We start from the raw sequence: 13,886 nt of genomic DNA on the forward strand, positions 1-13,886 counted from the left end.
GTGGAATCCAGAACCGCCGCGACTCTCACTGCCCGGGACGAGCGATTCCTCCAGTCGTTCGAGGCGGCAGAAATCCCGTTTGGCGAATGGAAGCACCGCACGCATTTGAAGGCCGCGGTGCTCTGCCTGCGGCGTTTCCCGCTTGAAGCGGCGGTCGCCCGGATGCGCTCGGGCATCAAGGCCCTCAACGAAGTTCATGGCACGCCGGACGCGCTCGACCGGGGGTATCACGAGACGATGACCGTCGCGTGGCTGCGGCTCATGCACTTCACGCTCGGCGAAAACGGCTCGGCCGGGCAGGCTCACGCGCTGTTCCCTTTCCGCCTTGAACCACTTGTGGTGCGCATCGAACTTGTCGCCGAGGTTGTCGAGGCGAGGCGGCTCGAATCCCCGGCGCAGGCATCCGCGCTCCGCGGGTTGCACGTGTGGCGCGAGGACGTGATCGCCACGCGATTCAAGTGGGGCGCCGAGCAGGCGATCCACGCGCTCGTGGTGCGGGTCAGCCGGCTCGCTTCGCGCGTCGAGCTTCCGATGCGCGACAGCTATGGGGGCTGCAAGTCGTGGGTCGAGCTCGACACCGATGTCGCGACCGAAGGCGCGCGGCCGGTGCTCGGGGACGCGGAGTTCTCCCGTCGCCTCGCGTCGCTTCGCAGCGCGCTTGCCTCCGCCGCCGTCGAGGTGGGCCCGTGAAAGCCGCCGGACTTCAATCGCGGCTCCCGCCGCTCGTCCTCGCGTCCGCCTCGCCGCGGCGCGTGGAGTTGCTTCGCGGCCTCGGGCTTGCGTTCGAAGTGATCCCGTCGAGCGCCGAGGAGGCGCATCACCGCCACTTGACCGCGCGCGAGCTTTGCCAGTTCAACGCGTGGCGCAAAGCCCTCGCGGTCGCCCGGCGGCACCCCTCGGCCCTCGTGCTGGGCGCGGACACGCTCGTCTGCCTGGGCACGGAGTTGTTTGGCAAGCCGGCCACGATCCAGGACGCATCCCGCATGTTGCGCGTGCTGTCGGGAGAGACCCACCAGGTGATCACGGGCGTCTGCCTGCTCAACCTTAGCGCGGGTCGCCGCTCGATCTTTGCGGACCAAACCGCGGTGACCTTCAAGCGCCTCTCCGACGCGACGATTCGCCGCTACCTCAGCCTGGTGCACACGCTTGACAAGGCCGGCGCATACGCAATCCAGGAACACGGACACCTGATTGTGGAACGCATCTCCGGCTCGCGCAGCAACGTGGTCGGGCTGCCCGTCGAGCGCGTGACCGCCGCATTGCGCGGGTGGATTTCACGTGCGCGGAAACCGCGGGGCGCGTGATGAGGGCCGCCGGCGTGAACAGACTTGTTGCCCGGACGTGGACGTGAAGGCTAGAGTTCGACCCCTGATACCGCGACTTCCAAGCCTCATTGTTGCCTTCGCCGCGATGACCGCCGGTGGCGTTGGACTTGCCGCGCCACCGCCCACCCTGCCCGACTTCTCCGAGGTCGCGGCGATTTTCAAGAAGCACTGTCTCGACTGCCACGCGGCGCAGGACCCGGAGAAGAACCTGGTCCTCGAAACCTTCGACACGCTCATGAGGGGCGGCGATTCCGGCAAGCCGGTCATCGCGCGCCATGCGTCCGACAGCCTTCTCGTCAAGTCCATCGAGGGGCGCGACGGGAAGAAACTCATGCCGCCCGGCAAGCGCGCGAAACTCACGCCGCGGGAAATCTCCATCGTGCGCGGTTGGATCGACGCCGGCGCGTCCGCGCCGAGCCAGCCTGCGGCGGTTTCGCCGCGCGACCTGCACACCCCAAAGATTGCGCCCAAAGGGCAGCCGCGCCGGGCCATCCACGCGCTGGCTCACGCCGCGGAGCCGGGGCTTGTGGCGGTCGCGCGCTACGGCGAGGTCGAGTTGGTGCATGGAGCCACCGGCGCCCCCGTGCGGACGCTCACCGGCCATCGCGGCCACGTGAACAGCGCGGCCTTCTCGCGCGACGGCAAGCTGCTCGCGACGGCCGCGGGTGAGCCGGGGCTCTTCGGCGAGGCCAGGTTATGGGATGTCGCGAAGGGTGAGTGCATTCGCACGCTTGAAGGACACACGGACGCGCTCTACGCGATCGCGATTTCGCCCGACGGCCGGACGCTCGCGACCGGGAGCTACGACCAGCGGATCAAGTTGTGGAGCGTCGCCAGCGGCGCCGAACTCCGAACACTGTCCGGCCACAGCGGCGCGATATTCGGACTCGCCTTCCGGCCCGACAACCAAGTGCTCGCGAGCGTCAGTGCCGACCGCACGCTGAAGTTATGGGATGTCGCCACCGGCCGCCGGCTCGACACACGCCCCGAGGCGTTGAAGGACTTGCACGCCGTCGCATTTTCGCCCGACGGCCGGCGCGTGTTCACCGCGGGCGTGGACAATCGCATCCGGGCTTACGCGGTCAGCGACTCGGCGCTCGACGGCACGAACGAGTTGCTCGAATCGCGTTTCGCCCACGAAGGCCCGATCCTCGCGCTCATCGCGTCGCCCGATGGCGCGTCACTGCTTTCGTCCGCCGAGGATCGCACCGTGAAGGTGTGGAACGCGGACAAACTCACCGAGCGCGTGCTGCTCGATCCACAACCCGACCTCGCGCCCGGCGTCACGTTCGCGGCCGGAGGCCGGAGCATCGTCCTCGGCCGGCTCGACGGAACGCTGCAATTCTACGACGCCGCCACCGGCAAGGCCGTGATCAACACACGCAAGCCATGAAGCCTGTCTCGCACCACGCCCGCGCCCTTCTCGTCCTGTGTGCCGCCGCGACTGCGAACGCCGCGGAGCCGGCAAAGAAAGCCGCTCCGCCGCCCGTGCCGACGATCTCGCGCATCGAACCTCGCGGTGTCGAGCGCGGCACCGAGGCGAAGGTCATGCTGACCGGCGCAAACCTCGCGGCGATCACCAACGTCACCTTCTCAAACACAAACCTCACCGCGACGGTCCTGCCGGATGCGAAGCCGGCCGGGGCGAGCATCTTCGTGAAATCGTCCGGCTCGCTCGCGCGCGGCGCCTATGAGTTTTCGGTCAAGTCCGCCGCCGGCGAGAGCAGCCGGGTGAGGTTGTTCGTGGATGACATCCCGCAGTTCGACGAGGCGGCGAACCGCGCCGCGGCTCCGGCGATTCCCGCGGGCTTTTGGGGAACGCTCGACGTGCCGGGAAAGCCCGGCCAGTTTGATTTTTTCGCGGCGGCGGGCCAGACGGTCGTGCTCGACCTTGCGACATCGAGCCTCGGGTCTGCGGTGAAGAACAGCGTGCTCACGCTGCTCGACGCGCGCGGCCGGGTGCTCGCGGTCAACAATGGCTTCGACGCCGGCACCGAGCCGATGATCACCTTTCGCGCGCCCGCCACCGCGCGTTACACCGCGCGCGTCGCGGACTTGCTGGCCACGGCTTCCAAGGACCATTTCTACCGGCTTTCGGTGGGCTCGTTTCCGGTGGTGACCGGCGTGTTTCCAATGAGCGTGCCGGCGGATTCGGAAACCACGGTCGAGCTGGTCGGCGAGAACATCCCGCCTGGCTCGCGAGTGTCCGTGAAGTCTGGCCAGGGTGGCGAAGTCACGATTCCCATTGACCCGGCAAGGTTTCGCGCGCGACGTGAAGTCAAGGTGCTCGTCGGCGACGGGCGCGAGCTTGTCGAGATCGAGCCCAACGACTCTCCGGCAACGGCGACACGCATCACTGCGCCCGCCGTCGTGAACGGTCGCATCGGGCCCGCGATGTCGGCCGTAAAGGAGCCGGTCCGGGCTGGAGCCCGGCGCGCGCCGGAGGCGCAGGACGCCGACCTCTTCCGCTTCGAGACGAAGAAAGGCCAGCGTTGGATTTTCGAGACGATGGCCGAGCGCCTCGGTTCTCCGGTGGACACCCGGATCGAGGTGCTGCACGCCGACGGTTCACCCGTGCCGCGCGTGCAATTGCAGGCCGTGCGCGACAGTTACATCAACTTCCGCCCGATGGACGCAAACAGCACGGGCGTGCGCCTCAAGAATTGGGAGGAGATGGAGCTCACGCAGTTTGTCTGGTTCAACGGCGAGGTCGGCCGGCTCTTTCGCGCGCCGCAGGGGCCGGACTCCGACTCGATCTTGTTCAGCGCCGGCGGCAAGCGCGTCACTTACTTCGACACGACCCCGACCGCGCACGCGAACGAGGAGACGTGCTACATCGTGGAGCCGCATCCGCCCGGCGCGAAGCTCGTGCAGAGCGGGCTCCCGATTTTTCTGGTCAACCACGTCAACGACGACGACGGCGAACGCAAGCTCGGCAGCGATTCCAAGCTCCATTTCACCGCGCCCGCGGACGGCGCGTATCTCGTGCGGGTGACCGACGCGCGGGGGTTCGGCGGCAGCCGCTTCACCTACCGGTTGGTGGCGCGCGAGCCAAGGCCCGACTTTACGGTCTCGCTCGCCGGCGCCGACCAGGCGATCAACCGCGCGAGCGGGAAGGAGTTCACGCTCAACGCGGACCGCGCGGACGGTTTCAACGGCGACATCCGCGTCGACATCACGGGCGTCCCGGCGGGCTTCACGGTGTCCACGCCGGTGGTCATCCAGGCGGGCCACACCGCCGCGAAGGGCACGCTCAACGCTGCGGCCGATGCCGTCGCCCCCGCGCCCGCCGTGTGGGCCGCGGTGAAAGTCTCGGCGACCGCGATCGTTGACGGCCGCACCGTGACCCGCGAGGTGAACAACTTCGGCAAGCCCACCCTCGCGGAGAAACCCAAGGTCACGGTTCATCTCGAACCCGCGGCGGGCGCGGGCCGCGCGGTGCCCGGCAAGCCATTCGAGTTCACGCTCACCGCCGGCCGGCGCACGCCCGCGCGCCTGCGCATCGAGCGGAACGGACACGAGGACCTCGTCACCTTCCAGGTGGACAACCTCCCGCACGGCGTCATCGTGGATGACATCGGGCTCAACGGCGTGCTGATTCCGAAGGGCGAGAACGAACGGCAGATTTTTTTCCATGCCGAGCGGTGGGTTCCCGAGACAGACCGGCTGGCGCACGCCATCGAGAACCAGGCGGGCAGGCAGACCTCGCTGCCCATTCTTGTGAAGGTCCGTCGCGGCGCGGAACAAACCACGGCGCGTTGAAGCGCGACCGGGGCTTCGCTTGAAGTCCACTGCGGAGTTGTCGGCGCGACGTTTCCGGGCGTAGGGTTTTCGTCGTGATCCCACCGGCCACTGTCTTGTTGCGGAAGCTCGCCGCCGTGTCGGCAGCCGCGCTGCTTGGCGCCAGCGTCGATGCCCACGGCGCCGCAACGCCGCTGTCGCGGAAGCCCTGGACCAGTTCGCGCGTTTTCGGCACGCCCGAGCCACCGCTGCCGTTCATCAGCGCGCGGGCGTTTCCAAACCTCGTCTTCACCAACGCGCTCGAGATGGCGCTCGCGCCGGGCAGTCCACGGCTCTTCGTCCTGCAGCAGGACGGCAAGGTCTTCTCGTTTCCGCCCGATGACTCGGTCGCGTCGGCGGACCTTTTTCTCGACCTTAAGCAGGCCAACCCCGAGACGCGCATCGCCTACGGGCTCGTGTTCCATCCGCGCTTCGTCGAGAACCGCCAGGTTTTCGCCTGCTACGTGGTCAAGGACAGCCTCACGAACGGCTCCATCGTGTCGCGGTTCACTGTGCCGCCGGGGGAACCGCCGCGTGCCGATCCGAAGAGCGAGAAAGTCATCCTCACCTTTTGGAGCGGCGGCCACAACGGCGGCTGCCTCAAGTTCGGACCCGATGGAATGCTCTACATCACGACCGGTGACGGCACGGGGCCGAATCCGCCCGACGGACTCGACACCGGTCAGGACGTGAGCGACCTGCTCAGCAGCGTGCTGCGCGTGGACGTGGACGGAGCGGAACCCGGGCGCGGCTATCGCGTGCCGCCGGACAACCCGTTCGTGAACCTCGCCGGCGCGCGACCGGAGATCTGGGCGTATGGATTTCGCAACCCGTGGAAGATGTGCTTCGACCCGCAGAACGGCTCGCTGTGGATCGGCGATGTCGGGTGGGAATTGTGGGAACTCGTGTTCCGCGTGCAGCGCGGCGGCAACTACGGCTGGTCCGCGATGGAGGGGCCGCAACCGGTGAAACCCGCCGGGCGGCGCGGCCCGACGCCCATCCTGCCGGCGACCTACGCGCACCCGCACCACGAAGCCGCGAGCATCAGCACGGGATACGTCTATCGCGGCAGGCAGTTCCCTCAACTGCGCGGCGCGCTTCTTTACGGCGATTACGAGACCGGCAAGGCGTGGGCGCTTCACCACGACGGCACGAACACCACGTCGCACGCGCTCATCGCCGACACGCCGCACCGCATCGTCACCTACGGCGAGGGGCAGGACGGCGAGCAGGTTTACATCCACTACGGCACGCCCTCGACGCTGCACCGGCTCGTTCCCAACCCCGACGCGGGCCAACCCTCGAAGTTCCCGCGCAAGTTGAGCGAGAGCGGCCTCTTCGCGAACACGGCGAGGCAGTCCCCGGCGCCCGGCGTGTATCCCTTCGACGTCGCGGCGCCGATGTGGAACGACGGCGCGACGGCGAAACGATTTGTGGCGTTGCCGGGCACGAACACCGCCTCCTACGAGGGCCGCGGCGAGAATGCGCGGCCAAAGTTTCCCACGAACACCGTGTTCGCGCGCACGCTCTCGCTCGAACTCGAGCGCGGCCAACCGGCCACCGCCCGAAAGGTCGAAACCCAACTGCTGCACTTCGACGGCCGGCAGTGGCGCGCCTACGCGTATCGCTGGAACGACGCGCAAACCGATGCCGCGCTTGTGGACGCGGCAGGCGCGGAACAGAACTTCACCGTGCGCGATTCCGGGGCGCCCGGTGGCAAACGACGGCTCGCGTGGCGCTTCCACTCGCGCGCCGAGTGCCTGCGCTGCCACAACTCGTGGAATGGATTCACGCTCGGATTCCAGCCGGGCCAGTTGGCGCTCGGCGCGCCGGTGGACCGGCTCGCGACCCTCACCGACCTCGCGCTCATTGACAAACCCTTCGCCGCCGCCGCGCCGAAGACCCGCCTTGCGCACCCGCGCGACACCTCGGCTTCGCCCGAGGCGCGCTCGCGCTCGTGGCTGCACGCGAACTGTTCCGCCTGCCATCGCATCCACGGCGGCGGCACCGCACTCATCTTCCTCAACCACGAGGCCACGCTCGCGCAGACGAAGGTCGTGGATGTCGCTCCGTTGCAGGGCACGTTCGGCATCGCGGATGCCCGCCTCGTCGCGCCCGGCGATCCGTATCGATCCGTGCTGTTGCACCGCCTCTCGAAGGTGGGCGGCGGGCACATGCCGGCGCTCGGGTCCACGCAACCGGACGTCGCCGCGCTGAAAGTTCTCCATGACTGGATCGCGGCGATGCCTTCGTCGACCAGGTCCCCGACCTCGCAAACCGAAGCCGCGGCACTCGCCCGGTTGTGTGGTGCGCCCGCCCCGACTGTCACGGAACGCGATGCCGCGCTCGAAACACTCACGGGCAGCATCTCAGGCGCGTTGCGGCTGTTGCGCGCGGTGGATGACGCGACGCTCGCGCCGGGCATGCGACTTCTCGCCATCGAGCGCGCGCTGGGCGCGAGGGAACCGCAAGTGCGTGAACTGTTCGACCGCTTCCTGCCCGACGACGAACGGGTCGAGATCCTCGGCGCGCGCCCGTCTGCGGAACGCATCCTCGCGCTGAAGGGCGACCGCGCGCGCGGCGCGACGTTGTTCTCGGCCGACGGCAAGGCGCAGTGCGCGAACTGCCACCTTGTGAAGGGAGTCGGTCGCGACTTCGGCCCGGACCAGTCGAACGTGGGCGCCCGGTTGTCGCGGGCGCAACTGCTCGAAAGCCTGCTGGAGCCCTCCAAGGCAATCGATCCGAGGTTCACTGGATTCGTTGCCGAGTTGAAGGACGGCACGTCGCAAACAGGTTTCATCGTTTCGCGCTCGGAGAAGGAGGTGGCGCTCAAGATCGCAACCGGCGAAACGCTGCGTCTGTCCGGCGCCACCCTCGCGAAGCTCGTCCCGCTTCAACTGTCCCTGATGCCTGAAGGGCTGCTTTCCAATCTCACGCCGCAGGATGCGGCGGATTTGCTGGCGTTCCTCGAATCGCTGCGGTGAGCGGGCGCCCGGCTCGAGTTCACCACAACCCGAGCACCTTCCACCACGCCAGCCCGGCGGTGAGCCACACGGCGATGTTCACGAAGGACGCCAGCAGGCCGATGCGCCACCACGTCGCGAGCGTGGTGTAACCGACACTGTGGAAGATCGGCGCGGGCGTCGTGCCGTAGTGCGTGAGGCCGGCGGAGAAGTTCGCAAAGAAGGCGAAGCTGCACGCCACCAGCGCGGGCGGGGCGCCCGAGACTATGAGCACCGCCACGAACGCCGGATACAGCGAGATCAGGTGCGTCGTGATGCTCGCGAACGCGTAGTGCGCGTAGAAGTAAACCAGGAGCGACGCGACAAACACCGCGAACCAGGGCAGCCCTTCGAACCGCCCCGCGACACTCGCGGCGAACAAGTCCAGCAGCCCCGTTTCCTTGAGTTGCTTGCCGAGTTGCACGAGCCCGCCATACCAGATGAACACGTCCCACGCCGCGTGCTCGCGCATCAGGTCGTCCCACGAAAGCACGCGCGTGAGCAGCAGCGCGGTCACCGCGCAAAGCCCCGCAAGCGTCACGTAGGCCGTGCCGCCGACAATCCAGGCCGTCACGGTGACGGCGAAGATGACCGTGAGCACCCGCTCGCTGCGCGTCAGCGGCCCCATCGTCGTCAGTTCGGAGCGCGCGAACTCGGCGGCCTCGGGCGTATGCGTCACGGCGGGACGCTCCCACTTGAAGATGAGCCACGGCAGAAGCGCCAGCGAGAGGATCGCGGGCACGGACGCGTAGAGCAGCCACAAGCCGTAGCTGAGTTCGACCGGTCCGCCGGGCGCATCCTTGGTGAGTTCGTAGGCCTGCTTCGCGGCCAGCGGGTTGCTGGACTGCCCGGTGAAATAAAGCGCGCTCGCCACGACCCCCGCCTGATAAAGCGCAAGAATGAGGAAGCGCCCGAGCAAGCCGGCGCTCGCGCCGGGATGCGACTTGAACAATTCCGCGAGGCTCCGCGTGATCGGGAGCATCACGCCGCCCATGCGCGCGGCGTTCGAGGGGATCATCCCGGCAAGCACGGTGTCCGAGGCCACGAGCGCGTAGCCAAGCCCGAGCGACGTGCGGCCGAGCGCGCGGATGAACAGCAGGGCGATGCGCCGGGCGAGCCCGGTGTTGATGAACGCGCGCGCGAGGAAATACGCCGCGAGCACCAGCCACACCTGCGGTTCCATGTAGCCCGCAAGCGCCGTGTCGAGCTTGAGCGCGCCGATGAGCACGCTGCCGAGCAACGCCATGAGGACCGCCGCGCCCCCGGCGACGGGCTGGAGCATCAAGGCGAGGATGCACGGGAGGAAAACCGCGAGCAACCGCCAGCCCTCGGGGTTCACACCCTTCTCGCCGACACCCGGCCGCCACCACGCGATGAACGCGCCGAGCGCGAAGATCAGCGTCCACGCGACCCACGGCGGCACAAGCGGCTGTGGGGCCGGGCTGGGACTTGCCTTGGGCGCAGGATTCATTGCGACGGGCGTGCCGGTGACTGGAATGAAGTGGCGGAAGTGTTCAGTGTCCGGAGGTCTGTGTCCAGAATGGAGCGGGCGCTCCGTCTTGGCTTGAGCGCCGCGACGATTCACCGGATGTTCACCGCGTCGCCGGTCCAGAGTCTCCGGCTTGAAACCGTAATGGCAAGAATCTGGGTCGAATCCGCAATCACCATTCAACAGCGCCCCGGCCCCTGGCGACCGAGGACCGAAGACTGAAAACTCTCTCCGTGCGTTTCCCGCTGCCCAGTGCCCAAACCCGCCCGCGTCACGGCCTCGCGCTCGTCGCCGGGCTCATGCTGTGCGCGGCGTTTCCCAAGGCGGATGCGGCGGGATTCGCATGGGCCGCGCCGGGGCTGCTGCTTTTCGCGGCATCGGGGCTCGCGCCCGGCGCGGCGTTTCGCGTTGGCTTCACCGGCGGCCTCGCGTTCCATCTCGCATCGCTTTACTGGCTGCTCTACATGCCCGTTGCGATCGGACCGATCTTCGCGTGGCTCGCGCTCGGCGCGTGGTGCGCGCTGTTCGTCGCAGTCTGGGTCTGGCTCTGCTGGAGCGCGTTCCCGACGCGACTCGCGGGCACGGAAGGCGACGCGGCTTTCCCCGGTTTCGGCGACGTGGCCGCGGCGACGTGGCTTGAGCGCGCGTGGTGGGCGCTCGCGTGCGCGGTGCTTTGGGTCGGATTGGAATTCACCCTCGGTCGCCTGCTTACGGGGTTCCCGTGGCTGCCGCTGGGCGTCACGCAGCACCGGATGCTGCCCGTCGCGCAGCTTGCCTCGATCACGGGCGTGCACGGCGTGTCGTTCGTGCTGGTGTGGTTCGCGGTGGCGCTGTCGCTCACGCTGCTCATGCTCGCGCGGCAGCCGGCGGCGCGGTGGCTGTGGGTGCGCGAGTTGCTCGCGCCCGCGCTCGTGGCGGCGGCGGTGTGCGCGTTCGGATTCAGCCGGCTTGCGGCACCGGTCCCCGCGGACCGATCGATCCGGCTCGCGCTGGTCCAGCCCAGCATCCCGCAGACGCTGATCTTCGACCCGCGCGAGACGACCAACCGCTTCAACAAGCTGATCGAACTCTCCGAAGCCGCGCTTGCGACAAAGCCCGACCTGCTCGTGTGGCCCGAGGCCGCCCTGCCCGCGCTCGCGCCGGGAATGCACGACCGCATCCTCGAACTCGTGCGGCGTCATCGCGTCTGGCTCCTGCTCGGCGCGGACGACGTTGAGAGCCGACCCGGCTCCGACAACCCGGCCGAGACGCGCTACTTCAATTCCGCCTTCCTGCTCGACCCCGACGGCAAACCCGCCGGCCGCTATCGCAAGCAGCGGCTGGTCATCTTCGGCGAATACGTCCCGCTCGTGAAGTGGCTGCCGTTCCTCCGCCACGTTACGCCGATCGAGGGCGGCTTCACGCCGGGCGGCGGGCCGTCGCCCATGGAGATGACCGGGCCCCGCGCGCGGCTGGCGGTGTTGATCTGCTTCGAGGATGTCTTCGCGGCGTCGGGGCGCGAGGCGGCGTCGGCTGGGGTGGACTTCCTTGTGAACCTGACAAACGACGGGTGGTTCAACGAAAGCGCCGAGCAATGGCAGCACGCCGCGAATGCATCGTTCCGCGCGGTCGAGAACGGCGTGCCGCTCGTGCGCTGCACGAACAACGGGCTCACGTGCTGGGTGGACGCGCGCGGACGAATGCACGCGGTTTACTTCGAGGGCTCGGAAGACGTGTATCAACGCGGGTTCAAAACAGTGACCGTCCCGCTGCCCGCGGAGGGAGCACCGCGCGCGCGAACCTTCTACAACCGGCACGGCGACTGGCTGGGATGGAGCTGCGTCGCGCTGACGCTGGCGGTTGCGGGAATGTCCCTGCGGCGGGCGAAGCGTCCCTGACCCGGAAATCCGCGCGCCCGAAATCCGTCACGCGAGGATGTCGCGGATGACGCTGCCGTGGTCGATCTCGAGCCGCTTGCGGCCGGGCACTTCAAGGCGGCGGAGGTCCAGGCCGAGCAGGTGGCATACGGTCGCGTGAATGTCGGTGACGTAATGGCCTTCGCCGAGCGCGTGGTATCCGAGTTCATCCGTTTCGCCGTGCGTGATGCCGCGTTTCACTCCCGCGCCCGCGAACCAGATCGTGAACCCGTGCGGATGATGGTCGCGGCCGTCCTTGCCGCCGCCGCGTTGCTCAAGCCCCGGCGTTCGGCCGAACTCGGTGCAGAAGACCACGAGCGTTTCGTCGAGCAGGCCCCGCGCCTTCATGTCCTTCAACAGGCCGGCCACGGGTTTGTCCACGCTCGCGCACATCTTGGCGTGGTTCTCCTTCAGCTTCTGGTGCGAGTCCCACGTGCCGTAGGCGCTCGGATACACCTGCACGAAGCGCACGCCGCGCTCGATGAGCCGGCGCGCGGTGAGCAGGCGCTGGCCCGAAGCCTTCGTCGCGTCGTGGTCGAGCCCGTAGCGCTTCGTGGTCGCGTCGCTCTCGGACTTGAAGTCGAGCGCCTCGGGCACGGACGCCTGCATGCGGAACGCGAGTTCGTAGGCCTTGATGCGTGCCCGCAACGCGTCGTCGGCCGGATACTCGACGGCCGCAAGGCGGTTGAGCCGGCCGATGAGTTCGAACTCGTCGCGCTGCTGCGCCTCCGTCTGCCCCGCTGTGCGCTGGCCGAAGGGCAGCGGGTTCTTCGGGTCGAGCGCGAACGGCACGCCCGCGTGCTGCGGGCCGAGATACAGGGAATCGATGCTCCAGCGCGTCGTGGAATTGGTCGGGCCGCCGAGCACGACGAACTTCGGCAGGTTTTCGTTCATCGAGCCGAGTCCGTAGTGAATCCACGCGCCGAGGCTTGGCTGTTGTTCGTCGAGCCGGTGCCGGCCGGTGTGGAACTGGTTCTCGGCGAAGTGATCGTTGTCCGTCGTCCACATGTTGCGCACGAAGCAGAGGTCGTCCGCGCACGTCGAGAGGTTCGGCCACCAGTCGGTCATCGCCACGCCGCACTGGCCGTGCTGCGCAAAGCCGACCTGCATCGGGTAGATGATCGGATACACGTCGCGCACGTTGACCTCCTGCGCGGGCACGGAGCGGAAGCGCGTGTGATGCTTCGGCGAGTTGATGGGATTCTCGAAGGGCAGCTTGTCGAACGTCTTGCCCGCGTGTTTCGTAAGCTCGGGCTTGGGGTCGAACGTCTCCACGTGGCTGTATCCGCCGCTGAGGAAAATCCAGAGCACGGACTTCGCCTTCGGCGCGAAGAGCGGCCGGCCCTGCGGCGCGGCGGCGGGGGATGGAGCCGCTGCCCCCGCAAGGCCATCGCGCGCGAGCATCGCGCCGAGCGCAAGCCCGGTGAAACCCATCCCGAGGTCGGACAGGAACACGCGCCGGGGAACGCGTCCGCACGGCGGGCCGTGGAAACCAGGTGTGTGGCTCATGGATTGACGGACGCATCTTCGCCGAGCAGCGGCGGCGCGTCAACTGGTGCGGTGCTTCGTCGCGATTCGCGTTGCGATACCACGCGGGTGTGAAACCATCCGGCTCCATCCATGGGCAAACGCGCGCTCATCGTCACACTCATCGTGTTCGCCTTCCTGCTGGCGGGCGTGATGATGTTCTGGCCCGACCCGCCGCCGCCGCGCAAACCGCTGCCGAGCCCGAACGGTTACGATGAACTGGTGAAAGCCGCGGCCCTGCTGGGCGCGGAAGCTCCGGGATTTCGGACCAATACTCTCGACGAACTCCGTTGGATCGCGGAGCGAAATACGAACGCACTTGCCAAGGCGCGGCTGGCTCTGGCGCTGGAGAGTCGCGTGCCGGATGATTTCACGCCGGACTACCTGGACCGGCGACTTAATGAACTTACAGCGATGCGCCAGCTCGCGGTTGCCTTCGCCGCCGACGCCCGACTCGCCGGCCTCGATGCCCGCCCTTCCGAGGCACTGCGGAGTTCGCTCGACGCCGTGCGGTTGGGCGCAAACTCGATGCGCGGCGGATTGTTGATCGCCCGGCTGGTTGGTGTCGCATGCGAAAACGTCGGCCTCGATGAAGCGCGGCGACTGGTGGGCGCGCTTGGAACAAACGACTGTCGACATGGCATCGAGGTGCTGCGCGCAGTGGATTCCAAACGCGAGCCCTTCGAAGCCACGGTGGAGATGGAGCGTGATTGGGTGCGGAGGACTGCCACGATCACAGAGTTCATTGGCGCCGTGGTCATGACACGGTCTTTAGATCCGTCCGGCAGGTCCGCGAGCAGCGCCCGGGGGAAAGTCCTGAACTCGCAGAGGCAGACCCGCGAACTCATCCTCGCGCTCGCGGCGCGTC

9 protein-coding genes are annotated in these 13,886 nt (G+C 67.9%); 7 read left to right on the forward strand and 2 right to left on the reverse strand.

The annotated features are described in order from the left end of the window. The 5 genes from FJ386_08825 to FJ386_08845 all read left to right on the forward strand — a co-directional run bounded on the left by FJ386_08825 (position 1) and on the right by FJ386_08845 (position 8,089). Positions 1 to 690, forward strand: a complete 690-nt coding sequence (locus FJ386_08825; protein ID MBM3876805.1) for a DUF1802 family protein — start codon at positions 1 to 3, stop codon at positions 688 to 690. After that, entirely contained in the window at positions 687 to 1,304 is a 618-nt protein-coding gene (gene maf / locus FJ386_08830) for a septum formation protein Maf (GenBank protein MBM3876806.1), read from the forward strand. The genes FJ386_08825 and maf overlap by 4 nt, the downstream gene beginning before the upstream one ends. A gap of 106 nt (positions 1,305 to 1,410) precedes the next feature. Continuing rightward, complete coding sequence (locus FJ386_08835; GenBank protein MBM3876807.1) at positions 1,411 to 2,718, forward strand: hypothetical protein; 1,308 nt, start codon at positions 1,411 to 1,413, stop codon at positions 2,716 to 2,718. Continuing rightward, on the forward strand, positions 2,715 to 5,087 hold the full coding sequence (locus FJ386_08840) for a hypothetical protein (protein MBM3876808.1): 2,373 nt from the start codon (positions 2,715 to 2,717) through the stop codon (positions 5,085 to 5,087). Before FJ386_08835 ends, FJ386_08840 begins: the two co-directional genes overlap by 4 nt. 74 nt (positions 5,088 to 5,161) lie before the next feature. After that, positions 5,162 to 8,089, forward strand: a complete 2,928-nt coding sequence (locus FJ386_08845) for a c-type cytochrome (protein MBM3876809.1) — start codon at positions 5,162 to 5,164, stop codon at positions 8,087 to 8,089. Positions 8,090 to 8,108: 19 nt separating this feature from the next. Here the strand turns inward: FJ386_08845 and FJ386_08850 are convergent, their stop codons facing one another. Further along, positions 8,109 to 9,578, reverse strand: a complete 1,470-nt coding sequence (locus FJ386_08850; GenBank protein ID MBM3876810.1) for a DASS family sodium-coupled anion symporter — start codon at positions 9,576 to 9,578, stop codon at positions 8,109 to 8,111. A gap of 251 nt (positions 9,579 to 9,829) precedes the next feature. On the opposite strand from FJ386_08850, the gene lnt reads away from it, so the two are divergent. Next, entirely contained in the window at positions 9,830 to 11,473 is a 1,644-nt protein-coding gene (gene lnt, locus FJ386_08855; protein MBM3876811.1) for an apolipoprotein N-acyltransferase, read from the forward strand. 27 nt (positions 11,474 to 11,500) lie between these two features. Here lnt and FJ386_08860 read toward each other — a convergent pair whose 3' ends face one another. Continuing rightward, positions 11,501 to 13,000, reverse strand: a complete 1,500-nt coding sequence (locus FJ386_08860; GenBank protein MBM3876812.1) for a DUF1501 domain-containing protein — start codon at positions 12,998 to 13,000, stop codon at positions 11,501 to 11,503. Positions 13,001 to 13,111: 111 nt separating this feature from the next. Here FJ386_08860 and FJ386_08865 point away from each other — a divergent pair. Next, positions 13,112 to 13,886: hypothetical protein (locus FJ386_08865; GenBank protein ID MBM3876813.1), on the forward strand; the 775-nt coding region annotated here is incomplete at its 3' end.

The organism is Verrucomicrobiota bacterium (assembly GCA_016871675.1).
GTDB lineage: Bacteria > Verrucomicrobiota > Verrucomicrobiia > Limisphaerales > VHCN01 > VHCN01.

Coding starts and splice junctions, on each gene's coding strand:
- FJ386_08835 (MBM3876807.1), top strand. CDS start 1,411: ATGACCGCCGGTGGCGTTGGACTTGCCGCGCCACCGCCCACCCTGCCC.
- FJ386_08840 (MBM3876808.1), top strand. CDS start 2,715: ATGAAGCCTGTCTCGCACCACGCCCGCGCCCTTCTCGTCCTGTGTGCC.
- FJ386_08850 (MBM3876810.1), bottom strand. CDS start 9,578: ATGAATCCTGCGCCCAAGGCAAGTCCCAGCCCGGCCCCACAGCCGCTT.
- FJ386_08860 (MBM3876812.1), bottom strand. CDS start 13,000: ATGAGCCACACACCTGGTTTCCACGGCCCGCCGTGCGGACGCGTTCCC.